Raw genomic sequence first — 26,098 nt, 5'->3', positions numbered from 1 at the left:
CAATTAAGCACTTGAAAGGTTAGACGAGTTTAATTCGTGAAGCAGCTCACAACGGGTAACGGTTTGTTCCCGAACTGTAAACGAAGGCAGACTGTTGCCGCTTTCCCGTGGGAGAAAGATCGTTGGTTTTGAAAAAGCAAGTAACATCATTGGGTTGCTGATGCTGGCGTGATTTTTTCATGGATGCTGCAAAAGTGTTTTCCGGAGACAAGATAATGGCACTGCGATGGACTCTCGTGCCTGTTCTGGTTTTTACATTGGCAGCCTGCGCGCCGGTGGGCAGCTATCAGAACAGCTCGCAGGATACCCGTACCGAATTTGAACCCATCACGGTTCGGGTCAGTGGTTTTGGCACCTACCAGGATGTCCGTGAAGACCGAATAGATCCTCGAAAGCGGTTGATGGCCCGGCGCGCTTCGCAACTGGATGCCTATCGGAACCTGGCTGAGCAGGTATACGGTACGGTGATTTACGGCAGCTCCACGGTGAATGATTTTGTCGTTAACAATGACAACTTCCGCACCTATGTTGACAGTTATATACGCGGTGCGCGGATGGTGGCGGTGAACGAGCACAGCGATGGTGTGATTGAGACGGTGATGGAGCTCAAGCTGGAACCGAGGTTTCGCGAGTGCGTTTCACGGGTGGTGGATGATCAGGTTCAGGACCAATGCATGATCCCCATGCCGCGCCAGAATGACCGGGTAGGGGATGTGGAAACCCGGCGCACCCAGTCACTCTATTATCTGGATTAATCCGCTAATGCCTTGGCGGAATGCGGGAGAAGTATGAAAGCCATTGTTCTATTGTTGCTGTGGGTCTGCTCGGGCGTGGTCAGTGCCGCCGTGCTTGAGGGGGTAGGCCATGCCAATATCCGGGAGAACAATCTGGACCAGGCCCGTGCCGAGGCCCGGCAGGCGGCCATGCGCGATCTCGCCCTGCAGTACGAGGCCAGCGTAAGCACCCAGGATACGCTTGAAAACGGTGAGCTGACACAGTCCCGAACCCGGCTTTCGGCCACCGCCCAGTTACGTAACGCCACCATCGTGGATGAATACCGCAGCGGCAACCTTTTGCGGGTGGTGGTGCGGGCCGAGATGGCGGATGCCCCTGGTACCGAAAGCTGCAAAGCAGGAGAAGCCTCCGGGCTGCGCAAGCGAGTTGCAGTGACCGGATTTCCGATTGTCCGGCCACAGCAGGGAGGAAACCCGGGGCTCGATGATGCCGGCGAGAAATTGCCGCAGGCACTGATTGCCCGCTTGCAGTCTCATGGCAGAATGCAGGTGCTTGGGTCTACCTCGTTGCAATTGTTTAGCGAGCTGCCGGACGCACCGACCTCGCGCCAGAATCTGGCGGCGAATCATTTGACTAATGTGGTCCAGCTGGCCCGGGAACTGGGAGCACAATTCGTGGTGTCGGGTGTGATTCGCGATATTGGGATAGCAGATCCAAACGCCTGGGGCAGTTCCATCGTCAATCGCATGCGGCGTGGCATTGGCCTGGTGGATACCAGTCGCCGCTTTGAAGCAGAAGTGATGGTGTTCGATGGCTTCAGCGGTTCGCCAGTGTTTCGTCAGCGCTTTGAAACTTCTGCCCGCTGGGATCCGAAAGGTGCTGGCACGGGGAGCTTTGCTTCGGCCGGCTTTGAAAAATCGGAGTGGGGGCAGGCGGTGTCAGGCGTGATTGATGACATGGCGATAGCCGTGAACAATGCGCTGGCGTGTCAACCGTTCATGGCCCGGGTGACCCGTGTGGAGAGCAATCGTGTGACCCTGGCTTCCGGCGCGACAGCCGGATTGCGGCCGGGCGACGAGCTCAATATCTACCGTAGTCAGCGCTATTTCGATTCACTGGATGGTACACCGGAGCTGACGGATGCGAAGGTGTCCATTACCCTCGATAACGTCCACCCGGATTTCAGCACCGGTCGCCTGCCGGTGACCGGTGGCCAGGTAAATATCCAGAGAGACGATATGGCGATAATCTGGTGAGATCAGGCGGCCTCGGCCGCCGCGATGTCCCGGATCTTCCCGACCATAGCCCGCAGGCCGTTACCCCGTGTCGGGGAGATATGGCGGAACAGGTCCAGTTGTTCAAACAGTTCGTCGATGTCAGTGGCCAACAATTCTCGCGGTGTCTTGCCGTTCAGGGCTACCAGAATAATGGCCGCCAGACCGCGCACGATGATGGCGTCTGAGTCGATCAGCAGGAACAGTTTGCCACTGTCCTCATCGTGATGGTGAACCAGCCACACCTGGCTCTGGCAGCCATGCACGTAATTCTCTTCTGTCCGCTCGTCATCCGGGAACGCCGGCAACTGTTTGCCCAGGTCCACGATGTAGGCGTAGCGCTCTTCCCAATCGTCCAGAAACTCAAAGGCGTCCAGAACGTCTTCCAGGGTGGTTTTTACCCCCAGAGGGTTGTCGAGAAATTGTTCCTTGCTGGCGGTCATAGCATTCCCAGTTCGAGTTTGGCTTCGTCGGTGAGCATATCGTTGTTCCAGGGCGGATCAAAGGTCAGCTCAACCGTTACCTTGTCGACGTTGGGGACATGCTCCACCTTGGTTTGCACATCGTTGGTTATGACGGGCCCCATGCCACAGCCCGCGGCGGTGAGGGTCATGGTGATGTGAATGTGGTTGCCGTCTTCGGTGCCGTTCTCGATTTTGCAGTTGTAGATCAGGCCCAGGTCCACCACGTTCACCGGGATTTCCGGGTCATAGCAGTTGCGCAGGGCTTCCCACACCTGGTTTTCGTTGATGGTGCCGTCTTCCGGGGTCTCAAAGCTGCTTTCCAGGGGCTGCTTACCCAGGGCGTCTGCGTCGTGACCTTCAATGCGAGCCAGGTTGCCATTCACCGCTACGGTAAAGGTGCCACCGAGGGACTGGGTGATGGTCACGAAGGTGTCCGACGGAATCATGATTTCCGTACCGGAAGGCACCAGCCGGGCCTCCACTTCGCGCTTGGTTAGAACAACTTCCCGTTCTTGCATGTTCTGTAAGACCTCTGTTTATGCCACCGTAAAACTCTCGCCACAACCACACTCCGCTGTCGCGTTGGGGTTGCGGAAGCGGAACAGCGAGTTCACGCCCTCGGTGACAAAGTCGATTTCAGTGCCGTTAACCAGGGGCAGGTGTTCTTGCTTTACGAACACGTCCACGCCGTCGATGGTGAAAATACGGTCGTCGGATTCCGGGGTTTCCACCCACTGGGTTTCATATTTGAAACCGGAGCAGCCACTCTTCCTGATGGCCAGGCGAATGCCCTTGGCTTCCGGTTTTTTATCCAGTTGTTTGCGAACGTGTTTGACCGCCGTCGGAGTCATGGTCACGTTCACATCACTTGGGGTGAAGACTTCGGCTGACATGTTTCCACCTCCTCAGGCAAACAGGCGCTGGATCTTTTGCAGGCCGGTAAACAGTTTCTCGACCTCTTCCAGCGTATTGTAGAACGCAAATGAAGCCCGGGCTGTACCGGGTACTCCGTAGAAATCCATCAGTGGCATCGCGCAGTGGTGACCAGTGCGGATGGCAATGCCTTGCTGGTCCAGCAGGGTGCCGATGTCGCTTGGGTGCAGGCCGGCAATCTTGAAGGACATTACCGGTACTTTCTGCCTCGCGGTGCCGATAATCTCCATGCCTGGAACCGTCTCTACCAGCTCGTTGGCATGGATAAGCAGGGCATTTTCTGCCGCTTCCATGGCCTGGCGGTCCAGCCTGTCCAGGTAGTCTATCGCGGCCGCGAGGCCGACGGCTTCGGCAATTGCCGGGGTGCCAGCCTCAAACTTGTAGGGCAGAACGTTCCAGGTGGTGCGCTCGAACGACACCCGCTCAATCATCTCGCCTCCACCCTGGTAAGGAGGCATTTCTTCCAGTAGTTCTGCACGGCCATACAGCACACCGATGCCGGTGGGGCCGAACAGTTTGTGGGATGAAAACACGTAGAAATCGCAACCCAGTGCCTGCACATCCGGCTTGAAGTGGGGCACGGCCTGGGCGCCGTCAATCAGGGTGATCACGCCCTGTTTCTTCGCCTGTTCGATCAGTGGCGCCACCGGGTTTACTGTGCCCAGCACGTTGGACACGTGGGTAAGGGCCAATACTCGGGTGCGCTCGTTCAGCAAGCTGTTGAATGAATCAAGGTCAAGCTCGCCTTCGGAGGTAACCTGCACAGGGACCACTTTGGCGCCGGTGCGCTCGGCGATCATCTGCCACGGCACGATGTTGGCGTGGTGTTCCATATGACTGACCAGGATCTCATCGCCGGCTTTCAGGCGCGGAGCCAGGCCGTTGGCCACCAGGTTGATGGCCTCCGTGGTGCCCCGGGTCCAAATGATTTCTTTGGTGCTGGGAGCGTTTAGGAAGTGCCGCACGATTTCCCGGGCGCCTTCAAAAGCCGTTGTGGCGCGGTCCCCCAGGGTATGGGCGCCCCGGTGCACGTTCGAGTGCATTTCCCTGTAGTAGCGTTCCATGGCATCCAACACCGCCTGCGGCTTCTGGGCCGAAGCGCCGTTGTCCAGATACACCAGCGGCTTCCCGTTGATTTCCTGTGCCAGGATCGGGAAGTCTCGGCGGATGGCTTCTACATCAAACGCCGGGGAGTTGGTGTTCTTTACCACGGACAGGTCAGTCATGCCCTCAGGCCTCCTGAAAGGTTTGCTCAAAGAAATCGTTGAGCCGCGCTTGGGCAGTTTCGCGCACGGCTTCCACCGGAATCTGCTGCACCAGCTCATTGATAAACGCCATGGTCAACAACACGTTGGCCTGCCGGCGGCCAATGCCGCGGGATACCAGATAGAACACCGAGGTTTCATCCAGCTGGCCAATGGTGGCGCCGTGTGCGCACTTGACGTCGTCCGCATAGATCTCCAGTTCCGGCTTTGTATCGATCTCTGCACCGTTAGACAGCAGTAGGTTTTTGTTGTTCATATCCGCGTTGGACTTCTGGGCGTCCTGGTGGATATGAATCCGGCCGTTGAAGATAGCGTGGGATTGGTCCGCAGCAATATTGCGGTAGGTCTCTTCGCTGTTGCAGTGGGCAGCCACATGGTCAATGGATGTGTGGTTGTCGTAATGCTGCTTGCCTTGGGTAACCACCACACCATTAAGCTTGGTTTCGGCCCCTTCACCTTCCAGGCGAACCTGCAGGTCGTGCCGACGCAGCGGGCCGCCGAAGCCCACGCAGTGGCTTTCGAACCGGGAGCTGCGTTGCTGCAGAACGCCGGTAGCGCCAATGTGCTGAACGTTTTCGCCTTCCATGTTCAGGCGAATGCTGGTGATGTTGGCGCCATCGGCCAGGTTGAATTCGGTAACGGTGTTAACCAGGGCGCTTGCATCACCACTGGAAATGTATTCTTCCACCAGCGTCATCTGGCTGTTGGCGCCGGCTTCCACGTATATGCGCGGATAGGCCGAACCACTGACATCAGCGGTGGTTTCGTGGATCACAAACAGCGGCTGGTCGAGCACGGCACCCGGCTTCAGGCGAATCAACAGGCCGTCCTCAAAACGGGCGCCGTTCACGCGGGCAAACTGCGCCTGATCATGGTCCAGGGTGCAGCCCAATTGCAATGACACCGCCTTGGCATCGTCTTCATCCAGATCACTGAAACTCTGGATGATGATGCCGTTCAGGTCCGGATACTCACTGGCTTCCGGGATCATCACACCGTTATTGAAAACAACCTTGTAACCCGGCACCGCCAGGCTGTTGCCGCCTTTGCCTTCAGCGAGCAACGAGATGGCCATATCGTCGGCCAGCTTCAGGTACTTGCTGGAATACTTCCAGTTCTCGGTTCTTCGGGTCGGCAGTGGCATGTCCACCAGTGCGCTGGCCCGTTTTTTACGCAGCGCCAGCAACGGCTCCGGCAAAGATTGCCCGGCCGGGTGCAGGAAGGCGCTGGAAAGCGTGGGTGCTGATTTCATTCCGCGACCTCCTGATCAGTTGCTGGTGTCTTCGTCTTTGATGCCCAACCAGCCGTAACCTTTCTCTTCCAGTTCCAGGGCGAGCTCACGGCCGCCGGACTTGATGATCTTGCCGCCGGCCAGCACGTGCACGTAGTCGGGCACAATGTGGTTCAGCAGGCGCTGGTAGTGGGTCACCATCAAAATAGCGCGATCTTCTGAGCGCAGGGCGTTAACACCATCGGACACCACTTTCAGGGCGTCGATGTCCAGGCCGGAGTCGGTTTCGTCCAGAATGGCCAGTTTCGGCTGCAGCAGCAGCGCCTGCATGATTTCGTTGCGCTTTTTCTCGCCGCCGGAGAAGCCTTCGTTGACGCCGCGCTTGAGGAAGGCCGGATCCAGGTCTACCTGTTTGGAGACTTCTTTGGCCAGCTTCATGAATTCCGCGGCGTTCATCTCTTCCTCACCCCGGTGCTTGCGCATGGCGTTTACGGCGGTGCGCAGGAACTGAAGGTTGCTGACACCGGGGATTTCCACCGGGTACTGGAACGCCAGGAAGATACCTTCGCGGGCGCGCTCTTCGGTTTCCTGATCCAGCAGGTTGTCGCCATTGAGGGTGACTTCGCCGCTGGTAACTTCAAATGCGTCGTTGCCTGCCAGAACCTGTGACAGGGTACTCTTACCGGAACCGTTCGGGCCCATGATGGCGTGAACTTCCCCGGCTTTGATCTCCAGGTTGATGCCCTTGAGGATTTCTTTGCCCTCAACGGAGGCGTGCAGGTTTTTGATGCTCAGCATTTGTACGCTTCTCTCTTTTTAACCGTCTGAATTCTTTGTCCCACCCTGGAATTTATATCGCTAACCTCGACGCTGGGTGGATCAGCCCTCAGGCAAGCCCTTCCGCGAAACTTGTTTACTTGCCGTCCTACCTAACTTCAACTGCTTTAATTGTCGTACCACCCGGCTTGCTGACCCCCACCAAGGCCAGCGGGGCCATAAAGATTAGCCCACAGAACCCTCAAGACTGACTTCCAGCAACTTGCCGGCTTCTACCGCAAACTCCATCGGCAGCTCTTTGAACACCTCTTTACAGAAGCCGTTCACGATCATGGACACTGCCTGTTCCGGGTCGATACCACGCTGACGGCACAGGAACATCTGCTCGTCGCTGACCTTGGAGGTAGTGGCTTCGTGCTCCACGATGGCCGATTTGTTCTGACTTTCAATGTACGGGAAGGTGTGGGCGCCACAGCGGTCGCCGATCAGCAGCGAGTCACACTGGGTAAAGTTACGTGCACCTTCCGCACCCGGGCCGAATTTTACCAGGCCGCGGTAAGCGTTGGAGCTACGGCCGGCGGAGATGCCCTTGGAGATGATGGTGCTCTTGGTGTTCTTGCCAAGGTGAATCATCTTGGTGCCGGTGTCGGCCTGCTGGTAGTTGTGGGTGAGGGCGACGGAGTAGAACTCACCAACGCTGTTCTCACCGCGCAGTACGCAGCTCGGGTATTTCCAGGTGATGGCGGAGCCGGTTTCTACCTGGGTCCAGGAGATCTTGGAGTTCTTGCCGATGCAGGCGCCGCGCTTGGTGACGAAGTTGTAGATGCCGCCTTTGCCGTTTTCGTCACCCGGGTACCAGTTCTGCACGGTGGAGTATTTGATCTGGGCGTCGTCCAGGGCCACTAGTTCCACCACGGCGGCGTGCAGCTGGTTCTCATCCCGCATCGGGGCGGTGCAGCCTTCCAGGTAGCTTACGTAGCTGCCTTCTTCGGCGATGATCAGGGTACGCTCGAACTGTCCGGTATTCGCTGCGTTGATACGGAAGTAGGTGGACAGTTCCATGGGGCAGCGGACGCCCTTCGGGATATACACAAAGGAGCCATCGGAAAACACGGCGGAGTTGAGGGCGGCGAAGTAGTTGTCGCCGGCCGGGACGACGCTGCCGAGGTATTTCTTCACCAGTTCCGGGTATTTCTGCACCGCTTCGGAGATGGGGCAGAAGATTACGCCGGCTTTCTCCAGCGGTTCTTTGAAGGTGGTGGCTACTGAAACGGAATCGAAGACGGCATCAACCGCAACGCCGGCCAGCTTGGCCCGCTCGTGCAAGGGAATGCCCAGTTTTTCGTAGGTGCGCAGCAGCTCCGGATCGACTTCGTCCAGGCTCTGGGGCATGTCTTCTTTTTTCTTGGGCGCGGAGTAGTAGGAGATGGCGTTGTAGTCCACCTTGGGAAAGTCCACGTGCGCCCATTCCGGCTCATCCATTTCCAGCCAGCGACGATAGGCTTTCAGACGCCATTCGAGCATGAATTCCGGTTCCTGTTTGATTTCAGACAGGCGGCGGATTACATCTTCATTGAGGCCGGGTTCGAAGGTATCGGATTCAATCTCGGTGACGAATCCGTGCTCGTATTCCCGTTTGATCAGCTCTTTCACCTCGTTGTCGGTGGTCGCCATGATCGTCGCTCCGTAATTCTCTCATCTGGGGCATGGTGCCCGGTGTTTCGCCGAGCCAGCCTTCGGCTGGGCGGTGTCGGCGGATGTCATCTTTTCGCTGGCGTTGCAGTGGTCGCTCGTGTCCTTGAGTACGCCCTGCAATCGGTTTTTGGATGACGGGATGGGGCGTTTTTGCCGGTTTCCCGTTGCTTCTGGCGAGCGATTATACAATACCAGAGTAATTTAGTCAGGTATTAAATCGGTTGTGTAGGGATTATACCTTAATCGGCCCTCGGGGCACTAAGGCGCGGGTTATTGCTTTGATAGACTTTGGTTTGTTTTCTGGCTTGGAGTCAGGGCATTTGTAGCCTTCAGGGTTGGTGCGGTCGCCGGGCGGGTACGTCTTCCCAAAACACGCTGTGAATACGTCCGTGTACGCTCTGCTCCGCCATCCATGGCTTCGCAAGGTTTTGGGAAGACGTACCCGCCCGGCTCCGGCGACATTACGCGGACCGCCCCACTAAGCTTCCCTTTAACTCTTTGGGCTATCGGGGAAAATCTTGGTCAGGTAAGTGAAGTCCAGTTTCTCCGGCAAGCTCTCCGGCCTGGGGATTTTAACAATGTGGCCGCTGCCCGGGGCGTAGTCCATGGCTTGGCCCTGGCGGTTTTCCATGGTTTTGGCGCTGAAGCGCAGATTGCCGGCCGGGGTGATGAGTTCGAGTTGGTCGCCGGGGGCGAATTTGTTTTTGACGTCGATGGTGAGCCATCGGTCATCCGCATCGGTAATGGTGCCTACCACTTGCTGTGTGCCCAGGTAAGAGGAGCCCTGTTCGTAGGTCTGATATTCCTGGGGTACGTGGCGGCGGAGGAAGCCTTCGGTGTAGCCGCGGTTTGAGAGGGCTTCGAGTTCGTCCATCATGTGCATGTCGAAGGGTTTGCCGGCGAGGGCGTCGTTGATGGCCTGGCGGTAGACCTGGGTGGTGCGGGCGACGTAGTAGGTGCTTTTGGTTCGGCCTTCGATTTTCAGGGAGTGGACGCCCATGTTGACCAGTTCGGCGACGTGCTGGACGGCCCGGAGGTCTTTGGAGTTCATGATGTAGGTGCCGTGTTCATCCTCGTAGGCGGGGATGAAGCCGCCTGGGCGGTTGGGTTCTTCCAGGAGGATTTCTTTCGGCTCGAAGGTTTCCACGGCGTCGGCGGAGGTGGCGATCAGGTCGCCGGTCTGGTCGTGGCTGTGTTGCACCGGTTTGTAGTTCCAGCGGCAGGCGTTGGTGCAGGCGCCCTGGTTGGCGTCGCGGTGGTTCATGTAGCCGGACAGCAGGCAGCGGCCGGAGTAGGCCATGCACAGCGCACCGTGTACGAACACTTCCAGTTCCATCTCGGGGACTTTTTCGCGGATTTCGCGGATTTCGTTCAGGGCCAGTTCCCGGGACAGGATGACCCGGTTGATGCCCTGACGGCGCCAGAATTCGACAGTGGCCCAGTTCACGGCGTTGGCCTGGACTGAGAGGTGAATCGGTTGGTCTGGCCAGTGTTCCCGCACCAGCATGATCAACCCCGGGTCGGACATGATCAGGGCATCGGGTTTATGCTCCAGCACTGGTGCCAGGTCTCGCAGGTAGCTGCGCACTTTGTCGTTGTGGGGCGCGATGTTGGAGACCAGGTAGAACTGTTTGCCTAATTCGTGGGCGCGCTCGATGCCGGCGCCGAGGGCTGAAACGTCTTTGAAGCTGTTGTTCCTTACTCTTAGCGAGTACCTTGGCTGGCCGGCATAGACGGCATCGGCGCCGTAGGCGAAGGCGGTTTCAAGGTGTTCGGGGGTGCCGGCGGGCGCGAGCAGTTCCGGGGTGGTCATGGGAGCTCCGGGTGGTTCTGGTCATCAAGGGTTGCAGGAAGGGCATCATGAAAAATGTGGAGTTTGCCCTAAACTGAGTGCATCGCCATTGATCTTGCTCAAAGGTCGTATTGATTGATCTCGGCTAACATGTGTACGCTGACAAACTTTCACAGTGGATTAAAGCAGAATGGCAGGGGGAATTGGCATGGCATCGGAGCCTCTGGGGGCTGAGGTTTCAAAGCGTTCTCTGAGTAATCGGGTCAGTGTGCTGATCCGGTTACAGCTGGCGCGTGGCAAGGTGGGTGTGGAGACAGTGGCAGGACAGCTGAATATGAGTCGCTACACGTTGCACAAGAAGCTGCGGCAAGAGGGACTGACGTTTGCGTCGTTACTGGAACAGGTTCGCCGTGAGCAGGCTATTACTTATATGAAAGATAAAACCAAGCCGCTGGTGGAAATTGCCGAACAGCTTGGTTTTTCGGAACTCAGCGCATTCAGCCGGGCGTTCAAGCGCTGGATGGGCACTCCGCCGGCTGAATACCGCTCGCTCAGGCTGTCCTGATCAGACTTTCTTGAAGATCAGGGTGGCGTTGGTGCCGCCAAAGCCGAAGCTGTTGCTCATCACCAGGTCCAGGTTCTGGTTGTCCTGGCGTTCCCGAACGATGGGGTAGCCTTCGGCGCCTTCGTCCAGGTTCTGGATGTTGGCAGACGGGGCAATAAAGCCTTCCCGTTGCATGATCAGGGTGTAGATGGCCTCATGCACGCCAGCGGCACCCAGGGCGTGGCCGCACAGGGGCTTGGTGGAGCTCAGCGGCGGGATCTTGTCGCCAAACGTCTCCTTGAGGGCTTTGAGCTCGGTGATGTCCCCGGCCGGGGTGCTGGTGCCGTGGGTGTTGATGTATTTAATCTCACCACCAGCTTGCGCCATGGCCTGCTTCATGCAGCGAACCGCACCTTCACCGCTCGGGGCGACCATATCGGCGCCGTCTGAGGTGGCACCAAAGCCAACCAGTTCCGCCAGGATGGTGGCGCCGCGGGCTTCGGCGTGCTCCAGGGATTCCAGTACCAGTGCACCGCCACCACCGGAAATAACAAAGCCGTCACGGTCCGTATCGTAGGTGCGGGAGGCTTGTTCCGGAGTGTCGTTGTACTTGGTAGACAGCGCGCCCATGGCGTCAAACATCAGGCTCAGGGTCCAGTGAATGTCTTCACCACCACCAGCGAGCATCACTTCCTGGCGGCCCAGGGCGATCTGGTCTGCCGCGTGGCCAATGCAGTGGGCACTGGTGGCGCAGGCAGAGGTGATGCCGTAGTTGATGCCGGTAATACCGAACGCGGTAGTAATGGATGCGTTGATCGCGCTACCCATGGTGCGGGGCACCCGATAAGGGCCAACCCGGCGAATGCCTTTGTCGCGATGGGTGTCGATGGCGTCCAGAAGCTCCACGGTGGAGGCGCCGCCAGTACCAAACACCGCACCGGTGCTGTTGGCGCGAATTTGCTCGTCGGTCAGGCCTGCCTGTTCGATGGCTTCTTTTGCTGACAGGTAGCAGTAGCCAGCCGCCGGCGACATGAAGCGCCAGATCTTACGGTCGATCAGTTCCGACAGGTTCAGGTCGATCTTGCCCGCAACGTGGCTGCGCAAGCCGTTGTCTCTGGCCTCTTCACTGAAGGCGATGCCGGAGCGGGATTCCCGAAGGGACTGGGCTACTTCTTTCTGGTTGGTTCCGAGGCTGGAGACAATCCCCATGCCGGTTACAACAACGCGACGCATCGTGCTAACTCCTAAAAGTCATCAGTAGATGTGAACAGGCCAACCCGAAGGTCTTTGGCGGTGTAGATTTCCCGGCCGTCGACTTCCATACGGGCATCCGCAATTGCCATAGTCAGCTTACGGCGAATGAGGCGTTTGATGTCCAGGCGGTAAGTAACCTTTTTGTTGGTCGGTAACACCTGGCCAAAGAATTTCACTTCGCCGGCACCCAGGGCGCGGCCTTTGCCTTCGCCCCCGGTCCAGGCCAGAAAGAAACCCACCAGCTGCCACATGGCATCCAGGCCCAGGCAGCCGGGCATCACCGGGTCGCCCTGAAAATGCACTTTGAAGAACCAGAGGTCCGGGTTGATGTCCAGTTCGGCCACCAGGCTGCCTTTGCCGAATTCACCGTCGTCTGCCGCAATGTGGGTGATGCGGTCTACCATCAGCATCTCATCGATGGGCAGGCGCATGTCGCCCGGGAACAATTCGCCGTGACCACAGCGGATCAGGTCTTCTTTGTCAAAGTGATCAGGATACATATTGCCTGTGTCTCTGTTGCAGAATCATTTCTTCTACTTTAGCGCTTATCGCCAGAAGGGCTATTGACCTTTAGTGGATGATAGCCGGCGTGAAGTTCCCCTTAGTTTGGAAATAGTTCGCAGAAATCCTGTTTTGATGGTCATCAAGGTGCTCGCACGGGAGGCTTGCTACTTTGGTCGCGCCTATGGGTTTTGCTTTCAGTTGATAGCCTGGTTTCAGGAAAACGGGCTAATGTATAAGGAGGCGACAGGATGGATCAGGAAACCATTGACGGCCAATTGGTACAGGTGAACGGTCGGGTTACTGCCACGCTTGTGCGGGCTCTTGACCACTCGCCGGAAGCAGTCTGGAGAATGCTCACGGACTCTGTCTGCCTGGCCCAATGGCTGGCGCCGGGTGTATTGGAAGCGAAGCGTGGTGGCCGTGTGCAGCTGGATTTCGGTAACAGTGGCACCCCCATTGACTGTGAGATTACCGCCTGCGAGCCAAACCGATTGCTGGCCTACTCCTGGAGCGCCGGCGATGCACCGGAGCGGCCGCTGGAATGGCGCCTTGAGCCGGATGGAGGGGGCACGCGTCTGACATTGACCCTGCTGCTGCCGGATGATGAGTTGGTGCCCATTGCCTGTGCCGGGTGGGATGCCCATATGGAAATGCTGATGGCCGCCCTGGAAGGCATCAGCATACATTTCCCGGCGGACTGTTTCCGCCGGGCGCGGGCCAGGTTTGAATCTATTTACCCCTCTCGGCCATCGGCCCTGGGGCTTGCCAGTACACCGGTGTAGCGAATCAGGAAGATAGCGTAGGCGATCACCCACAGCGCGGTACTGGTGCCGATGCCGGGGTGCCAGGGAATGACATCAAATGCGGTAATAACTCGAATAACCGCCGCCAGTTGAACCGCCACAAAAGCCAGAACCATGCCTTTGGGTAAAATCAGTGGGCGGCCGGTGTGACCCAGGGAGACCCGGGCGATCACGCCCAGAATCAGGCAGCCAACGGCGCCGGTACCCGCGGCGTGGGTCCAGGCATTGCTTGGCCAGCCTGCCAGCAAAGAACCGGCGAGTAACAGCAAGGCCACCGGTACCCAGAGAATGGACAGGTGCAGTATCCACAACAAGGGTTCACTGCGCACCAGCCAGCCTTTCCAGTTTGCCAGGCGAACCAGCATCAGCACGGCAGCCACCACCGCCAGTATGGCGGTTACCGTTTGCCACCCGGTAACCAGCGAAACCATCAACAGGATCATGGAGAACACCGCCGCCATATCCAGCCGGGTTACGAAGCCGATCTGCATCAGCCAGAGCAGCCCCAACACCACCAGAATCATCACCTGCCGTTTCTGCCGGGCTTTCCATACGCGCCAGCCGGCATCGATCATCACCAGTGGCAGGAAGGCGAGGTTAACGCCCTGTACCAGCCACTCCGGCAGGTTGCCGCCAAAGGCCAGGAGCAGGCAGCCAGCCAGCCAGACGCCCCAAAGCCCTGCCAGAAGCGCTCCGTGGGTTCGGTCGGTTTGGGTCCAGACACACACGGCGGTCAGCAAGAAGCCAGCAATGGCAGCAGACAGGAAACCGAACAGCATTTCATGCTGATGCCAGAACAGGCCCGGCATGGCCAGGGGCAGTCGTACCGTACCGGTCACTTCCAGCACCCAAAGGGGGATGGCGACAATAGCTGGTACGGTCATAGACAGAAAGAAAATCCGGAACGGGTAACTGAAGAGCTGGCTGACGCTGGCGGAGGCGCGCTCAGGAGAGGCTGGAATGGACTGCATAACTAATCTCCCCAAAACGTGTATATGCAGTATATGTTAAAGGTGATGAGGTTGAGAAACCATACCTGCTTCGGGGTATTTTGCGTACAATGCGGGCATCATTTTGATTAGGAAAGGAATGTTCTATGAGTGCCTACGTATTGCTGAAGATGCTGCACATGGCCACCGCCTACCTGACGATTATCCTGTTCACTCTGCGGTTGGTGCTGGATGCGGCCGGCCGACCCGGCTGGCGGCAAACCCCGCTCCGCTTCATTCCGCACATCAACGACACCGTCTTGCTGGTGTCCGCCATCTCCCTGCTGTTTGTGGTCGGTTATATCAGCGCCATGCCGGGCTGGCTGATTGCCAAGATCGTGCTGCTGATTGGTTACATCATTGCTGGGGTGTTTGCGCTGAAAACCACCGTGGCCAAACCGGTGCGGATTGTCGCTTCTGTTCTGGCCCTGGCCCAGGTGCTCGCCATTCTCCACCTGGCCATGGCCAAACCGTTCTTTGGCTAAAACGCCTATTTCCTCCCGCTGATCTGCCTGGTCAGTTCCTGGAGCTGTTGTTGAACAGCCTGGAGCTGGCGGGCGATCTCATCTCGCTCGTCGTGAGCTTTTTCAGCTTCCTTGGCGTTCTGCTCTTCGCCCATCACCTCCAGTATTGCCCCGATCATCATGTTCAGAAACACGAAGGCCGTCAGGAATATGAAGGTGAGGTAGTAAATCCAGCTTAACGGATACACCGCCATGGTGTCGTACATCACATCCGTCCAGTCTTCAAAGGTGGCTACCCGAAACAGGGTCAGCATGGCAATGGAGACATCACCCCAAAGCACCTCGTCAATGGTGGCAAAGAACATGGAGCCCATGGCCGCATAGATGTAAAAGATGATGAACATCAGCAGGGCGATGTAGCCCATGCGGGGGATGGCTTTGAGCAGAGAATTGATCAAAAAGCGCAGCTCAGGCACCACTGAAACCAGTCGCAGCACCCGGAACACTCGCAGCAGGCGGCCCAGCAGCACCGCTTCGGCGTTATCCAGCGGAATCAGGCTGCCGATTACCACCAGGGTATCAAACAGGTTCCAGCCATCGAACAGGAAGCGTTTTTTGTTCTGACAGACGCCAAAGCGGAACAGGATCTCCACCAGGAAGAACAGGGTGATGGCATTGTCCAGCACGCTCAGGCTTCGCTCCACCAGTGGCGGGACATCGTAGGTTTTGGCACCGATGGTCAGCGCTGAAAGAATGATGATGGCAATCACCGCGCCCTGAAAGAGTTTGCTGGACTCAATGCGGCGCAGTTGTTCAAAACCGGAAACAGGGCTTAGTTCGGAGGACATGGCAGACAAAGACTCCAGAAAGTTCGCGAGGAGCCGGATTCTAAAGCGCTCAGAGGGTATTGGGTAGCCTGAATGTTGATCAGCATTGGCCTGTGAGGGATGCTTGCATTTTATAAACAGTGCTTATTTCACATGATCAGAATTATTCATTCGTGCTATGAGGAAAGGGTTTCCATAATCAGGTGACTCACAACAAATACAAGAGAGTGACCTCCCATGGCAGAAAGACCTGAGTTAGCCGGCTGGCGCTGGGGCCCGTTTACCTTCCGCGTGCCGTTCTACCATACCCGGTTATGCTGGTCGGAGTTTCTGCAGGGGCTCTTTGTCTCTGCGGCGACCGGCCTGGCTTTGATACCTGTGATGACAGCCTTTTTCGGTTTGAGTTTTGAGGAGGCGGTTGCGCTTTCCATGATTCATGCTTCCTTGATAGCTTCGGCAGTCATTGTTTTCGGCGAACCTTATGCGGGGGGCTGGATAACGCCTGCGTTGCCGTTGATCCTGGCGTTTGTGATTGGTGGCTATGACGACCCGGTCAGCCGGTTTCAGGCCATGACCGCCCTGAGTCTGGTGTTTGCGACCCTGGTTTTGATACTGGGCATTACCGGGTTGGGGCGGCGATTCATTATCTGGCTGCCGGATACCCTGAAAGCAGGCATTATTCTGGGTGCGTCCATTGCAGCGCTCAAACGGGTGTTCGTGGATGATGCCGAGCGTTTCCTGCTGGAGCAGCCGATTGCGACGGGGCTGGCCTGCGCCATCTGTCTGATTTTTACTTTCTCGGTGCCGATGCAGAAGCTCAAAGCCCGAAGCCGGTTCTTTTTCATGCTGGGGGCGTTGGGCTTGTTGCCGGGTTTTCTGGCCGCTGCGATTATCGGGCCGTTGGTGGGTGAGGTGAGTTTTGATATCCAGTGGGGCTTTGTGGTGCCGCCTTTGGGAGAGGCGCTGGCCAAGGCATCGCCGCTGGTGAATGGCTGGCCATCACAAGAGATGATCATCCAGAGTATTCCGCTGGCCCTGATTGCCTACATCATCCTGTTCGGTGACCTGGTCACCGGTAACGAAGTGCTGCGGGAAGGCCTGAAAGTCCGCAAGGACGAGCACATCGACATTAACCTGAACCGCACCCACTTTTCCCTGTCCATCCGCAACGCCATCATGGGCATTGTGGCACCGTTCTTCCCCACTCAGGGCGCGGTCTGGACCGGCGTGCACGTTATCGTGGTCCAACGCTGGAAGCAGGGGCCCAAGTCCATGAACAGCCTGCACAGTGGGCTGGCATCTTATTACCTGATGGGTCTGCCGTTCATTTACTTCCTGCTGCCATTACTGACCGGGCTCAAGCCCCTGTTGGGTGTGGCGCTGTCTCTGACGCTGGTACTCACCGGCTTCGCCTGTGCTTACATTGCCATGTCGATCCCGAGGGATAACGCCTCACGGGGTACCGTAGTGCTGATTGGCGCGGCCCTGGCGTTCTTCGAGCCTTGGCAGGGCTTGTTGCTGGGGGTTGTGGCGACGCTCGCCCTGGTGGGCTGGGACAGAAGCCCAGACCCAATTCCTCACGATGAGTGAGGAACGGTCATTCAAAGCAACAGGTGGCTACGCCACCTGTTGCAGAATGATCTGCCACTCCTCATCACTGACCGGCATTACCGACAATCTGCTGCCTTTCTTCACCAGCGGCAGGTTGTCGAGCCCCGGCAGGGCTTTCAGTTCATCCAGTGGGATCAGGCGTGGTAGTTTGCGCTCAAAGGCCATATCCACCGCCTGCCAGCGGGGTTTTTCCGGCGTGCTTTTGCTGTCGTGATAGGGCGATTCCGAATCAAACTGGCTGGGGTCCGGGTAGGCGCTGCGGGTCACGGTGACGATGCCGGCAATGCCAATGTGTTTGCAGCTGGAGTGATAGATAAACACCTCATCACCCTCTGCCATCTGTGCCATGAAATTGCGTGCCTGATAGTTCCGCACACCATCCCACGGGATGCTGCTGCCTGATTTGGCAGCAAAGTCGTCAATACTGCATTCTGAAGGTTCCGTTTTTACCAGCCACTTGGCCATGGGCAAGGTCTCTCGTTGTCAGGGCTGCTGTGGCGGCTTCACCAGTGGTGTTTCCTGATGCTGCCGGCTGAGTGGGTAGAACAGCTGCGGCGACGCCAGTTCCGGCAGGTCTGTGCGCTCTTCATGGGCCGCCCACTCGGCCCGTTCGGCCTTGCGGATGGCGTGGTGCATCCAGGCCAGTGCAGTTGCGACAATAATAAACATCAGCATGAAACTGCTCTGCCAGATGCCGGTAATGTCGTTCAGTACACCGAAAGCCAACGGCAACAGGAATCCGCCAATCATACCGACCACACCGCCAACTGCACCAACTTGCATAGGGTAGTACACCGGGATGTGTTTATACACTGCCGCCTTACCCAAAGACATGAAGAACCCGAGTACAAAGGTCAGCACCACGAACAGCGCCAGAGTGATCTCGAAACTGAAGCGGATGTCGCCCTCAATGCCGTGGATAACGTATTCCGTTGGTGGATAGCTGAGCAGGAAGGTGCAGGCCACCGAGGCAATGAAGGTCCAGTACATAACCCGGCGGGCACCATAACGATCAGACAGCCAGCCGCCAAGAATGCGGAACAGGGAGGCGGGCACTGAGTACATGGCGGCGATCATGCCGGCGGTCTGGATATTCAGCCCATAAACCCCAATCAGGTAATGGGGCAGCCAGAGCGCCAGGGCGACAAAGGCGCCAAAAACAAAGAAATAGTAGAGCGCGAAGCGCCAGACCCTGAGCTCTTTCAGTGGTGCCATCTGTTCAGCAAAGGATTTTTGCTCGGCATTGGCCCGTGCTTGTGCCAAGGGGTCGGTTTTCGCGAACACAATAAAGAAGACACCCATTACCGCCAGCACCAGGGCATAGATCTGAGCGGTTTTTTCCCAGCCAAAGGCGACCAGTAAGAACGGTGCGCCGAAATTGGTGACCGCCGACCCCACGTTACCCGCCCCGAAAATACCCAGCGCCGTGCCCTGTCTGGAGGGCTCGAACCAGGCAGCGGTGTAGGCAACCCCCACGATAAACGCGCCGCCGGCGAGGCCCATGCCCAGGGCGCCGAGTAGCATCATCGGGTAAGTGGTGGTAAAGGTGAGCAGGTAAACACAGGCCGCTGTTGTCAGCATCAAAATGCCGAATACCCAGCGCCCACCGTAACGGTCTGTCCAGATGCCCAAAAAAAGGCGGCTGATGGAACCGGTCAGAATCGGGGTGGCCATCAGCAGGCCAAGCTGGGTGTCACTCAGCCCCAACTCTTCGCTGATACGGATGCCGATGATGGAAAAGATGGTCCAGACCGCAAAGCAGAGAGTGAACGCAAAGGTAGATAACCCCAGCGCCCGGTACTGTTCTTTCGGTGTCGGAGTGGTGGTCATGGCCGCTCTCGAACAGGGTGAATGGCTTCAGGTAAACCATATCAAATATGCCGGTTTTGCTTCGGGTGCATTGGAGGTACCTCCTGCTGGGTGCAGGGGTGGTATGCATTCAGGGGCTATCGCGCGGCAGGTGATAGCTGTGGGATTTCTCTGGTGGGGTACGCGGGCAGGTGCTTGACCTACATCAATTATGGCGCCTCGTTGCTGTGGGGTAATGCTGACGAAAATCAAAGCACTGCCAGATCATCCGGCAGCTGAATGCATTGGAGAACCCCATGAACATCATGATTGCCTACGATGGTTCCAGAAATGCCAGGCTGGCCCTAGCGCAAACCATCACCATGTTTCGCGCATTGTCGCCCAGGCTGACCCTGGTGGCTGTGGCAGAGAACCCCCGAGATATCACATCCAGCAATGAAGATCTGTTCCAGGAAGAGGTCAGTGAGCTCAAGGGCCACCTCAAGGAGGCTCTGGAAGTATGTCAGAACCAGGGCGTAGAGGCAGAAACCATGTTGCTGGATGGTGATGCCCGCAAAATGCTGCTGTTCGCGGCCGAGAAAAAAGTACGGCCCGACATGCTGGTGCTGGCCCGCCATAGCCATGAACCCGATGGCGGCTTTATCGCTCGTTCCCTGACCTATTTCGTGGACGAACTGGACTACATGACCTTCGGCAGCGTCAGCTCATTTTTGGCCCGCCGTGTTCAGTGTCCGCTCCTGATTCTGCCCAGCCGCTAAGGTGGCCGGGATTCTGTTTCCCCTTGTTGTAAGCCCGGAGGCTTAAAATGAAAGTCGCTGACGTATTCCGCGTCCGTAATCCTGAGATCAGGGCCCTGCACCTGACCTGGATTGCTTTCTTCATTACCTTCTACGTCTGGTTCAATATGGCGCCCCTGGCATCCAGCATGCTCAAGAGCGTGGACTGGTTGACCAAAGACGACCTGCGCCTGTTTGCTATCTGTAACGTGGCGCTGACTATTCCCGCACGGATCATTGTGGGTATGGCATTGGACCGGTTTGGGCCGCGCCGGGTGTTCTCGGTGCTGATGGTGGTGATGGCCATTCCCGCCCTGGCGTTTGCTTTCGGTAACACCATGACTCAGCTTTTGATCAGTCGTCTGGTGTTGAGCTCGATTGGTGCGAGTTTTGTGGTGGGTATCCACATGACCGCCATGTGGTTCAAGCCTAAAGACATCGGCTTTGCCGAAGGCTTCTACGCCGGCTGGGGTAACTTTGGCTCTGCTGCTGCCGCGATGACGCTGCCAACCATTGCGATCACTATGTACGGTGGTGATGACGGCTGGCGCTGGGCGATTGCCCAGAGCGCCATCGTGATGGCCGGTTACGGCGTATGGTACTGGTTCGCCATTACTGACGGCCCGGAAGGCACTGTGCACCGCAAGCCGCGCAAGGCGTCTGCCATGGAAGTGAGCAGCTGGGGTGACTTGGTCAAGCTCATCCTGTGGACCATTCCGCTGATTGGCGTGCTGGCCATCCTGGTCTGGCGCATCCAGAACCTGGGCTACCTGAGCCCCATGGGCGCTGCCATTTGCTACGCGGCGATTTTCCTGATTGTCTGTTACCAGATTATCCAGATTCTGCGGGTGAACATTCCAATCCTTAAAAAGGGTGTGCCGGAAGACGACAAGTACCCGTTCAGCAGTGTGGCTGCCCTGAACAGTACCTACTTCGCCAACTTCGGTGCCGAGCTGGCGGTGGTCTCTATGCTGCCGATGTTCTTCGAGGAAACCTGGAGCCTGAGTGCGACGGCCGCCGGCCTGATTGCAGCCTCATTTGCCTTCGTAAACCTGCTGGCGCGCCCGATGGGTGGTTTGGTGTCTGACCGTATGGGCAACCGCCGGTTTGTTATGCTCAGCTATATGTTCGGTATTGGCCTGGGCTTTGCCCTGATGGGACTGCTCAATTCCAACTGGCCGCTGATCATTGCGGTTGGCATTACCGTCTTCACCTCCTTCTTCGTGCAGGGTGCAGAAGGGGCTACCTTCGGCATCATTCCGTCCATCAAGCGCCGCCTGACCGGGCAGATATCTGGTATGGCGGGGGCCTACGGTAACGTCGGGGCGGTGGTCTATCTGACCATCTTCACCTTCGTAACACCGTCTCAGTTCTTCTTCATTATCTCTGCCGGGGCGTTCATCAGCTGGGTGCTGTGTATCCTCTGGCTGAAGGAGCCTGAGAGCGCGTTCTCTGATGAGTACCACGTATCTTCTGTCGATTTGCAGATCGAAGAGGAGGAGCGCCAGAGAGCGGCACTACAAGCAGCAAAATAACGCCTCGAACACCGAGCATACGAAACCCGCCATGGAGCAATCCTGGCGGGTTTTTTATTATGGCTGAAACGAGGAGGAGTGCGTATGAGCTTTTGGGAGCGTTGGTCCGGTGTCATCGGTGGCCTGGTGGCGGTTGGGTTGCTGTTGGCTCTTTGGCAGCTGTTCAGCGCTGGAGAAGATCTTGAGGCCCGGGATATACGTGGCCGAACATCGTTGATTGTTGCTGCCGAGGAAGGCGATGCTGCCAGGGTTCGAAACCTGGTTGCACAGGGGGCGCGGATTGACGCCGGTGACGATTGCAACTGGACCGCCATGATGCGAGCGGCATCTGGCGGTCACCTGGAAATACTGGAGTATCTGCTGGATCAGGGAGCGAGTATTGATCACACGGAAAAGACTGGCTACAGCGCCCTGATGGGAGCGGTCATCAACAACAGGGCAGATTCTGTTGCCGTGTTGTTGGAGCGTGGAGCCAACCCGGACCTTCAGGAAGCGGAGAAAGGCCAGACCGCGCTGATGATGGCTATCCGCAATCGGTCTTCGGAGCTGGTGCGTGTATTGCTGGCCGCTGGCGCAGACCCTGACATCGAAAACCATCAGGGCCAAACGGCAAAGGATCTGGCGCTGGCGGCGTCGGCGGATGTTGAGGCAACGGATGAGCTGGAGCAAATCCGGCAGGTACTGGGTTGCGAGCCCTGAATAGGTGCCCTCAAGTTCTGGACTCTGGGCACAAAAAAGCCGGCCCTTGTGGGGCCGGCAAGCAGGGGTCTAACGCTTTGATTGGTGCAATTACGGGTTCTTGATGTAGGCATTCTTGCGCAGGTAGAACCACCAGTTCACCACCAAGCAAACTGCGTAGAACACGGCAAAGCCATACATGGCAACTTCCGGGGTACCTGCCTGGATTTCTTGCCCCATTACCCGTGGTGCGATGAAGGCGCCGTAAGCGGCAACGGCAGAGGTCCAGCCGAGTACCGGTCCTTTCTGCTGTTGATCGAAGATCACACCGATACTGCGGAAGGTAGAGCCGTTGCCAATGCCGCTGGCGGCGAACATCACAATGAACAGCACCAGGAAAATCGGGAAGTAGGCGTTGGGATCGGTTGAGTTGTACGCCAGCATCATGACGTAACCTGTGGCTACCGACGCAACCACCATCACCACGGAGATGATCTGGGTGACAATGGAGCCGCCCATTTTGTCTGAAATCCAGCCGCCAACCGGGCGAATCAGTGCGCCGACAAACGGTCCTATCCATGCCCATGTGAGCGCGCTCGGGGCATCAGGATTGGCTACCCGGGTAACGCTGCCATCCGCTGCCACTTCCATCATGTTGCCGAAGATAACGCTGATAGACAGAGGCAAGGCCGCTGAGAAACCGATGAATGAGCCGAAGGTCAGGATGTACAGCACGGTCATGGACCAGGTGTGCTTGTTGCTGAAGATGGCGAACTGCTTCTGGATGTTGGGCTTGATATCGCCGGGGATCAGTCGCAACAGCACGAGGGTCAGAATAATCGTCAGTGGCAAGGCTACCCACATGTTCAGGATGCCTAACGCCCATACGCCGGCAAGGGAGGTCAGAAGACCGACGCCATACAGGCCAAGAATCTTGCCGAAGGCAGATATCGGGCTGCCCGGATTCGGCGTGATTACTTTCAGGTTGTTCATGCCGAACCAGCCGGCGAAGGCCAGCGGGATCAGAAACACCAGCCAGATGAAGCCGGCATTCTGTATCCAGGTATCGGTGCCCGCCTCAATCCGGCCGATCAACGTGCCGCTCGGGCTTTGCAGTTCCATCGGCGCGCCGGCCAGCGCTCCGAAGATACCGACAGTCATCACCAGTGGAATCAGAATCTGCATGGTGGTCACGCCGAAGTTGCCAAGCCCGGCATTCATGCCAAGGCCATAACCCTGCTTGCTCTTCGGATAGAACGAGCTGATGTTACTCATGGAGCAGGCAAAGTTACCGCCACCAATGCCAGACAACAGTGCCAGTGCCTGGAACACAATGAACGGGGTATCCGGATTCATCAGTGCAATACCGGTGCCCAATGCCGGGATCATGAGCAGAGCGGTGGTCAGGAATACGGTGTTACGCCCCCCGGCAATCTTGATCATGAAAGAGGCTGGGATACGAGGCGTTGCACCTGAAAGGCCTGCAATGGCGGTCAGGGTAAAGAGTTGCTCAACCGAGAACGGGAATCCCAGGTTGATCATCTGCGTAGTGATCATGCCCCACATCAGCCAGATGGCGAAGCCCATCAAAAGGCTGGGAATGGAGATCCACAGGTTGCGGGAGGCGACTTTCTTGCCTTCCCGTTCCCAGAATTCCTCGTTTTCGACATCCCAGTGTTCAATGTCTGCGTTGGTTTTTGCCATGGTGTTTGCTCCTTGGTGACAACATGCCGGAGCCACGGTCGTCGTGGTTTACGGACGATGCGCCTATTGTGCAAACGAAGGCGTGGAACCATTCTTGATAAATATCAGGGAAAATCTGCCGTACGAGTGCTCCGCAAATTGCCTCTGGGTTGATGATGTTTGATTCTTCGATAAATTTATTAAAAACAAATGGTTGGGGTGGTAGTACTTAATCGGTGGTAGGCCTGGAGGCAATTGGTGCAGTAGAGGTAGCCTATCATTTCCAGGCCTTATCAGGCGTGGTTTGCCTTGTGTTTACTGCGTTGGAATAGCACCAGTAACTGATAAGCCATACCGGAAAAAGCCAGGGCCCAGACGCCGCTGGCCAGCCACCGCCGGCGCGATGATTCGGCCCCCCATAAATGTCATCAGCAACAGCAAGCCCAGAATGGCGACGTCCATCAGGCTTCTTTGGGGCAGTGCCACGGGCATCCACTCAGCCAAGGCATAGGCCAATGCCAGCAGGCACAGAGCCAGGATCAGTGGTCCGGCAATTTTGTTACGCCATTTCCTGGCAGCCTGAAAGCGCGGCACTACCTGCCAGGCCAGTAACAGGGCAAAGGCCGGGCTAAGCAGCTGACTGACCAGCCACTCGGGTGCCAGCAGCCAGCTGAACCGGGCTGCCAGCCAGATACCAAACAGCGGCGCGAGTATTCTCCAGGGTTGCGGGCCGAGGGTATAACCGGCAATTAACGCCAGGGCAAAGCCAAAAACCAGTTCGTGCCCATGGCCGGCACCCAACAGGCCCGATGGCCAGCCGGTTCCGGACATCACTGCAAACAATGATAGCGGCACCACTATGGCGGCCCACAGAGCGGCAGCGGGAAAGAAAAGCCAGAAGGTGTGGATTCGTCCGGGGCTTTGCGAAGCACTCATGCGGTGGGCGTCTTTTTCAGACCGTGTGGGGCAGAACACCGAAATAGATGGCACTGAAATGACAGGCGCTGCCGCCGATCACAAACAGGTGCCAGATGGCATGCATGTAGGGAATGCGGTCGGCCAGATAGAACGCCACGCCGGCGGTATAGACAATGCCCCCGGCGATGGTCAGGTAGAGGGCGGTTTCGCTCAGGTTGGCGACCAGATCGGATGAGGCGAAGATGATCAGCCAGCCCATGGCCACGTAGATGCCCACCCTGGCCAGTTTGAAGCGGTTCTTGAAGATCACTTTCAGCACCACTCCGGTCAGCGCCAGGGACCAGATGACTGCAAATAACGTCCAGCCGGTGGCGCCGCGCAGATTGACCAGCAAAAAAGGTGTGTAGGTGCCGGCTATTAACAGAAAGATAGCGCAGTGATCCAGGGTTTTGAATGCGGTTTTCAGCTTCGGATGGCGGGTGCCGTGGTATAGCGCAGAGGCCATATACAGCAGAATCAGAGATGCCCCGAACACGCTGAAGCTGATAATCTTCCAGACATCCCCCATCTGGCTGGCACCCACTATCAGGGCGACAGTGCCGATAACGCTGAGAACAGCGCCCAGGCCGTGGGTAGCGCTGTTAATCCACTCCTCAATGCGGTTATGGAGGGGTTCTGCCGTGGTCTGGGCTTGGTTCATAGATGCGTTCATCTCAGGTTGTCTGTACGAGCTGAAAGTATAATCCAGCTTAGCGTACACGTGTACGCAAACAAATGCCATGAACATCCTGTGACCATGTTCAGAAAAACTGAATGACCTGCCGGAAATCTTCCGTTTTCCTGTTTTGCCTCTGCTCGTTAAGCTGTCGTCAGGCATAGCGATCACAGGAGAATATTCCATGGCAAAAGTACTCGTTCTTTATTACTCAATGTATGGCCACATGGAAACCATGGCTAACACCGTTGCTGAAGGTGCAAGAAGCGTTTCAGGCGCCGATGTTGTGGTGAAGCGGGTTCCCGAGACCATGGCAGACCAGACCTTTCTGGATGCCGGCGGTAAGGTTGATCAGTCTGCCCCGGTAGCCAGCCCGGCTGAGCTGGCGGACTATGACGCCATCATCTTCGGTACGCCGACCCGATTCGGCAACATGTCGGGCCAGATGCGTACTTTCCTGGATCAGACCGGGGGACTGTGGGCCGAGGGTAAACTGCACGGAAAAGTGGCCAGTGTGTTTACCTCAACCGGTACCGGTGGCGGGCAGGAGCACACGATCAGTTCCTTCTGGACCACGCTGGCCCACCACGGCATGGTGATCGTGCCCCTGGGATATGGCGTTCCGGATTTCTTCGACATCTCTGAAATGAACGGCGGAACGCCTTACGGTGCCTCCACCATCGCCGGTGGCGACGGTTCACGCCAACCCAGCGAGAAAGAGCTGAACATTGCCCGCTATCAAGGCAAGCATGTGGCGGAGCTGGCCGTAAAGCTGCATGGCTGATTAACGGATTTGTGATTCGTTAAACGCGAACAAGGGCA

27 protein-coding genes are annotated in these 26,098 nt (G+C 57.3%); 10 read left to right on the top strand and 17 right to left on the bottom strand.

Features of this window, described 5'->3' with window-relative positions; all coding sequences use genetic code 11:
• The first annotated feature begins 215 nt into the window (after positions 1-215).
• Both ACTZWX_RS08045 and ACTZWX_RS08040 read left to right on the top strand, forming a co-directional pair.
• A complete protein-coding gene (locus ACTZWX_RS08045) occupies positions 216-755 on the top strand; it encodes an LPP20 family lipoprotein (RefSeq protein ID WP_444713493.1) in 540 nt (179 codons plus the stop codon).
• 33 nt (positions 756-788) lie between these two features.
• On the top strand, positions 789-1,991 hold the full coding sequence (locus ACTZWX_RS08040; protein WP_444713492.1) for a flagellar assembly protein T N-terminal domain-containing protein: 1,203 nt from the start codon (positions 789-791) through the stop codon (positions 1,989-1,991).
• 2 nt (positions 1,992-1,993) lie between these two features.
• Here the strand turns inward: ACTZWX_RS08040 and ACTZWX_RS08035 are convergent, their stop codons facing one another.
• The 8 genes from ACTZWX_RS08035 to trhP form a co-directional block, all read right to left on the bottom strand.
• Positions 1,994-2,452, bottom strand: a complete 459-nt coding sequence (locus ACTZWX_RS08035; RefSeq protein WP_058090504.1) for a SufE family protein — start codon at positions 2,450-2,452, stop codon at positions 1,994-1,996.
• Positions 2,449-2,991 (bottom strand): putative Fe-S cluster assembly protein SufT, encoded by a 543-nt coding sequence (gene sufT, locus ACTZWX_RS08030; RefSeq protein WP_152439009.1) that lies wholly within the window; start codon positions 2,989-2,991, stop codon positions 2,449-2,451. The genes ACTZWX_RS08035 and sufT overlap by 4 nt, the downstream gene beginning before the upstream one ends.
• Positions 2,992-3,009: 18 nt before the next feature.
• Positions 3,010-3,366: a HesB/IscA family protein gene (locus tag ACTZWX_RS08025; RefSeq protein WP_444713491.1), complete on the bottom strand. Its 357-nt coding sequence runs from the start codon at positions 3,364-3,366 to the stop codon at positions 3,010-3,012.
• 12 nt (positions 3,367-3,378) lie between these two features.
• Complete coding sequence (locus ACTZWX_RS08020) at positions 3,379-4,632, bottom strand: aminotransferase class V-fold PLP-dependent enzyme (RefSeq protein ID WP_444713490.1); 1,254 nt, start codon at positions 4,630-4,632, stop codon at positions 3,379-3,381.
• A gap of 4 nt (positions 4,633-4,636) precedes the next feature.
• Positions 4,637-5,923 (bottom strand): Fe-S cluster assembly protein SufD, encoded by a 1,287-nt coding sequence (gene sufD / locus ACTZWX_RS08015; RefSeq protein WP_444713489.1) that lies wholly within the window; start codon positions 5,921-5,923, stop codon positions 4,637-4,639.
• Between the two features lie 15 nt (positions 5,924-5,938).
• Positions 5,939-6,700, bottom strand: coding sequence for a Fe-S cluster assembly ATPase SufC (sufC, locus tag ACTZWX_RS08010; protein ID WP_152439007.1), 762 nt, complete (start codon positions 6,698-6,700; stop codon positions 5,939-5,941).
• Between the two features lie 204 nt (positions 6,701-6,904).
• A complete protein-coding gene (sufB, locus tag ACTZWX_RS08005; protein WP_444713488.1) occupies positions 6,905-8,353 on the bottom strand; it encodes a Fe-S cluster assembly protein SufB in 1,449 nt (482 codons plus the stop codon).
• Between the two features lie 511 nt (positions 8,354-8,864).
• Positions 8,865-10,187, bottom strand: a complete 1,323-nt coding sequence (trhP, locus tag ACTZWX_RS08000) for a prephenate-dependent tRNA uridine(34) hydroxylase TrhP (protein WP_444713487.1) — start codon at positions 10,185-10,187, stop codon at positions 8,865-8,867.
• 187 nt (positions 10,188-10,374) lie between these two features.
• Between trhP and ACTZWX_RS07995 the strand changes: the two genes are divergently transcribed.
• Positions 10,375-10,731, top strand: coding sequence for a helix-turn-helix domain-containing protein (locus ACTZWX_RS07995; protein WP_444713486.1), 357 nt, complete (start codon positions 10,375-10,377; stop codon positions 10,729-10,731).
• On the opposite strand, the gene fabB is transcribed toward ACTZWX_RS07995, so the two are convergent.
• Both fabB and fabA read right to left on the bottom strand, forming a co-directional pair.
• On the bottom strand, positions 10,732-11,943 hold the full coding sequence (gene fabB, locus ACTZWX_RS07990; protein WP_444713485.1) for a beta-ketoacyl-ACP synthase I: 1,212 nt from the start codon (positions 11,941-11,943) through the stop codon (positions 10,732-10,734).
• 11 nt (positions 11,944-11,954) lie between these two features.
• The gene (gene fabA, locus ACTZWX_RS07985) at positions 11,955-12,464 is read right to left on the bottom strand and encodes a bifunctional 3-hydroxydecanoyl-ACP dehydratase/trans-2-decenoyl-ACP isomerase (RefSeq protein ID WP_061332961.1); all 510 of its coding nucleotides are present in this window, start codon (positions 12,462-12,464) and stop codon (positions 11,955-11,957) included.
• Positions 12,465-12,716: 252 nt separating this feature from the next.
• On the opposite strand from fabA, the gene ACTZWX_RS07980 reads away from it, so the two are divergent.
• On the top strand, positions 12,717-13,250 hold the full coding sequence (locus ACTZWX_RS07980) for an SRPBCC family protein (protein WP_444713484.1): 534 nt from the start codon (positions 12,717-12,719) through the stop codon (positions 13,248-13,250).
• Here ACTZWX_RS07980 and ACTZWX_RS07975 read toward each other — a convergent pair.
• Complete coding sequence (locus ACTZWX_RS07975) at positions 13,202-14,242, bottom strand: NnrS family protein (protein ID WP_444713483.1); 1,041 nt, start codon at positions 14,240-14,242, stop codon at positions 13,202-13,204. The genes ACTZWX_RS07980 and ACTZWX_RS07975 overlap by 49 nt on opposite strands.
• Before the next feature lie 125 nt (positions 14,243-14,367).
• Between ACTZWX_RS07975 and ACTZWX_RS07970 the strand changes: the two genes are divergently transcribed.
• On the top strand, positions 14,368-14,745 hold the full coding sequence (locus ACTZWX_RS07970) for a SirB2 family protein (protein WP_444713482.1): 378 nt from the start codon (positions 14,368-14,370) through the stop codon (positions 14,743-14,745).
• 5 nt (positions 14,746-14,750) lie between these two features.
• Here the strand turns inward: ACTZWX_RS07970 and ACTZWX_RS07965 are convergent, their stop codons facing one another.
• Positions 14,751-15,572, bottom strand: coding sequence for an ion transporter (locus ACTZWX_RS07965; protein WP_444713481.1), 822 nt, complete (start codon positions 15,570-15,572; stop codon positions 14,751-14,753).
• Positions 15,573-15,788: 216 nt separating this feature from the next.
• Here ACTZWX_RS07965 and ACTZWX_RS07960 point away from each other — a divergent pair, with 216 nt between their 5' ends.
• Complete coding sequence (locus ACTZWX_RS07960) at positions 15,789-17,141, top strand: hypothetical protein (RefSeq protein ID WP_444713480.1); 1,353 nt, start codon at positions 15,789-15,791, stop codon at positions 17,139-17,141.
• Between the two features lie 27 nt (positions 17,142-17,168).
• Here ACTZWX_RS07960 and ACTZWX_RS07955 read toward each other — a convergent pair whose 3' ends face one another.
• Positions 17,169-17,627 carry an EVE domain-containing protein gene (locus tag ACTZWX_RS07955; protein WP_444713479.1) on the bottom strand — a complete coding sequence of 153 codons (459 nt, stop codon included), beginning with the start codon at positions 17,625-17,627 and terminating at the stop codon, positions 17,169-17,171.
• A gap of 18 nt (positions 17,628-17,645) precedes the next feature.
• Positions 17,646-18,992: an MFS transporter gene (locus ACTZWX_RS07950; RefSeq protein ID WP_444713478.1), complete on the bottom strand. Its 1,347-nt coding sequence runs from the start codon at positions 18,990-18,992 to the stop codon at positions 17,646-17,648.
• A gap of 275 nt (positions 18,993-19,267) precedes the next feature.
• Between ACTZWX_RS07950 and ACTZWX_RS07945 the strand changes: the two genes are divergently transcribed.
• The 3 genes from ACTZWX_RS07945 to ACTZWX_RS07935 all read left to right on the top strand — a co-directional run bounded on the left by ACTZWX_RS07945 (position 19,268) and on the right by ACTZWX_RS07935 (position 21,981).
• Positions 19,268-19,729 carry a universal stress protein gene (locus ACTZWX_RS07945; protein WP_444713477.1) on the top strand — a complete coding sequence of 154 codons (462 nt, stop codon included), beginning with the start codon at positions 19,268-19,270 and terminating at the stop codon, positions 19,727-19,729.
• A gap of 47 nt (positions 19,730-19,776) precedes the next feature.
• Entirely contained in the window at positions 19,777-21,282 is a 1,506-nt protein-coding gene (locus ACTZWX_RS07940) for an MFS transporter (protein ID WP_444713476.1), read from the top strand.
• 84 nt (positions 21,283-21,366) lie between these two features.
• Entirely contained in the window at positions 21,367-21,981 is a 615-nt protein-coding gene (locus tag ACTZWX_RS07935; protein ID WP_444713475.1) for an ankyrin repeat domain-containing protein, read from the top strand.
• 90 nt (positions 21,982-22,071) lie between these two features.
• On the opposite strand, the gene ACTZWX_RS07930 is transcribed toward ACTZWX_RS07935, so the two are convergent.
• The 3 genes from ACTZWX_RS07930 to trhA form a co-directional block, all read right to left on the bottom strand.
• Positions 22,072-23,664, bottom strand: a complete 1,593-nt coding sequence (locus ACTZWX_RS07930) for an antiporter (RefSeq protein WP_444713474.1) — start codon at positions 23,662-23,664, stop codon at positions 22,072-22,074.
• Between the two features lie 294 nt (positions 23,665-23,958).
• The gene (locus ACTZWX_RS07925; RefSeq protein WP_444713473.1) at positions 23,959-24,579 is read right to left on the bottom strand and encodes an NnrS family protein; all 621 of its coding nucleotides are present in this window, start codon (positions 24,577-24,579) and stop codon (positions 23,959-23,961) included.
• 16 nt (positions 24,580-24,595) lie between these two features.
• A complete protein-coding gene (gene trhA / locus ACTZWX_RS07920; RefSeq protein WP_444713472.1) occupies positions 24,596-25,261 on the bottom strand; it encodes a PAQR family membrane homeostasis protein TrhA in 666 nt (221 codons plus the stop codon).
• A 199-nt stretch (positions 25,262-25,460) separates the two neighbouring features.
• On the opposite strand from trhA, the gene wrbA reads away from it, so the two are divergent.
• Positions 25,461-26,060, top strand: coding sequence for an NAD(P)H:quinone oxidoreductase (wrbA, locus tag ACTZWX_RS07915; RefSeq protein ID WP_444713471.1), 600 nt, complete (start codon positions 25,461-25,463; stop codon positions 26,058-26,060).
• The last annotated feature ends 38 nt before the right edge of the window (positions 26,061-26,098 follow it).

It is taken from the genome of Marinobacter sp. NSM (genome assembly GCF_052380025.1).
Lineage (GTDB): Bacteria > Pseudomonadota > Gammaproteobacteria > Pseudomonadales > Oleiphilaceae > Marinobacter.
This window is presented reverse-complemented; position numbering and strand designations above follow the sequence as displayed.

What these genes read in the sequence shown, in the direction of transcription:
- ACTZWX_RS08045 (WP_444713493.1), top strand. Translation starts at nt 216, where the DNA reads ATGGCACTGCGATGGACTCTCGTGCCTGTTCTGGTTTTTACATTGGCA.
- ACTZWX_RS08040 (WP_444713492.1), top strand. Translation starts at nt 789, where the DNA reads ATGAAAGCCATTGTTCTATTGTTGCTGTGGGTCTGCTCGGGCGTGGTC.
- ACTZWX_RS08035 (WP_058090504.1), bottom strand. Translation starts at nt 2,452, where the DNA reads ATGACCGCCAGCAAGGAACAATTTCTCGACAACCCTCTGGGGGTAAAA.
- sufT (WP_152439009.1), bottom strand. Translation starts at nt 2,991, where the DNA reads ATGCAAGAACGGGAAGTTGTTCTAACCAAGCGCGAAGTGGAGGCCCGG.
- ACTZWX_RS08025 (WP_444713491.1), bottom strand. Translation starts at nt 3,366, where the DNA reads ATGTCAGCCGAAGTCTTCACCCCAAGTGATGTGAACGTGACCATGACT.
- ACTZWX_RS08020 (WP_444713490.1), bottom strand. Translation starts at nt 4,632, where the DNA reads ATGACTGACCTGTCCGTGGTAAAGAACACCAACTCCCCGGCGTTTGAT.
- sufD (WP_444713489.1), bottom strand. Translation starts at nt 5,923, where the DNA reads ATGAAATCAGCACCCACGCTTTCCAGCGCCTTCCTGCACCCGGCCGGG.
- sufC (WP_152439007.1), bottom strand. Translation starts at nt 6,700, where the DNA reads ATGCTGAGCATCAAAAACCTGCACGCCTCCGTTGAGGGCAAAGAAATC.
- sufB (WP_444713488.1), bottom strand. Translation starts at nt 8,353, where the DNA reads ATGGCGACCACCGACAACGAGGTGAAAGAGCTGATCAAACGGGAATAC.
- trhP (WP_444713487.1), bottom strand. Translation starts at nt 10,187, where the DNA reads ATGACCACCCCGGAACTGCTCGCGCCCGCCGGCACCCCCGAACACCTT.
- ACTZWX_RS07995 (WP_444713486.1), top strand. Translation starts at nt 10,375, where the DNA reads ATGGCATCGGAGCCTCTGGGGGCTGAGGTTTCAAAGCGTTCTCTGAGT.
- fabB (WP_444713485.1), bottom strand. Translation starts at nt 11,943, where the DNA reads ATGCGTCGCGTTGTTGTAACCGGCATGGGGATTGTCTCCAGCCTCGGA.
- fabA (WP_061332961.1), bottom strand. Translation starts at nt 12,464, where the DNA reads ATGTATCCTGATCACTTTGACAAAGAAGACCTGATCCGCTGTGGTCAC.
- ACTZWX_RS07980 (WP_444713484.1), top strand. Translation starts at nt 12,717, where the DNA reads ATGGATCAGGAAACCATTGACGGCCAATTGGTACAGGTGAACGGTCGG.
- ACTZWX_RS07975 (WP_444713483.1), bottom strand. Translation starts at nt 14,242, where the DNA reads ATGCAGTCCATTCCAGCCTCTCCTGAGCGCGCCTCCGCCAGCGTCAGC.
- ACTZWX_RS07970 (WP_444713482.1), top strand. Translation starts at nt 14,368, where the DNA reads ATGAGTGCCTACGTATTGCTGAAGATGCTGCACATGGCCACCGCCTAC.
- ACTZWX_RS07965 (WP_444713481.1), bottom strand. Translation starts at nt 15,572, where the DNA reads ATGTCCTCCGAACTAAGCCCTGTTTCCGGTTTTGAACAACTGCGCCGC.
- ACTZWX_RS07960 (WP_444713480.1), top strand. Translation starts at nt 15,789, where the DNA reads ATGGCAGAAAGACCTGAGTTAGCCGGCTGGCGCTGGGGCCCGTTTACC.
- ACTZWX_RS07955 (WP_444713479.1), bottom strand. Translation starts at nt 17,627, where the DNA reads ATGGCCAAGTGGCTGGTAAAAACGGAACCTTCAGAATGCAGTATTGAC.
- ACTZWX_RS07950 (WP_444713478.1), bottom strand. Translation starts at nt 18,992, where the DNA reads ATGACCACCACTCCGACACCGAAAGAACAGTACCGGGCGCTGGGGTTA.
- ACTZWX_RS07945 (WP_444713477.1), top strand. Translation starts at nt 19,268, where the DNA reads ATGAACATCATGATTGCCTACGATGGTTCCAGAAATGCCAGGCTGGCC.
- ACTZWX_RS07940 (WP_444713476.1), top strand. Translation starts at nt 19,777, where the DNA reads ATGAAAGTCGCTGACGTATTCCGCGTCCGTAATCCTGAGATCAGGGCC.
- ACTZWX_RS07935 (WP_444713475.1), top strand. Translation starts at nt 21,367, where the DNA reads ATGAGCTTTTGGGAGCGTTGGTCCGGTGTCATCGGTGGCCTGGTGGCG.
- ACTZWX_RS07930 (WP_444713474.1), bottom strand. Translation starts at nt 23,664, where the DNA reads ATGGCAAAAACCAACGCAGACATTGAACACTGGGATGTCGAAAACGAG.
- ACTZWX_RS07925 (WP_444713473.1), bottom strand. Translation starts at nt 24,579, where the DNA reads ATGAGTGCTTCGCAAAGCCCCGGACGAATCCACACCTTCTGGCTTTTC.
- trhA (WP_444713472.1), bottom strand. Translation starts at nt 25,261, where the DNA reads ATGAACCAAGCCCAGACCACGGCAGAACCCCTCCATAACCGCATTGAG.
- wrbA (WP_444713471.1), top strand. Translation starts at nt 25,461, where the DNA reads ATGGCAAAAGTACTCGTTCTTTATTACTCAATGTATGGCCACATGGAA.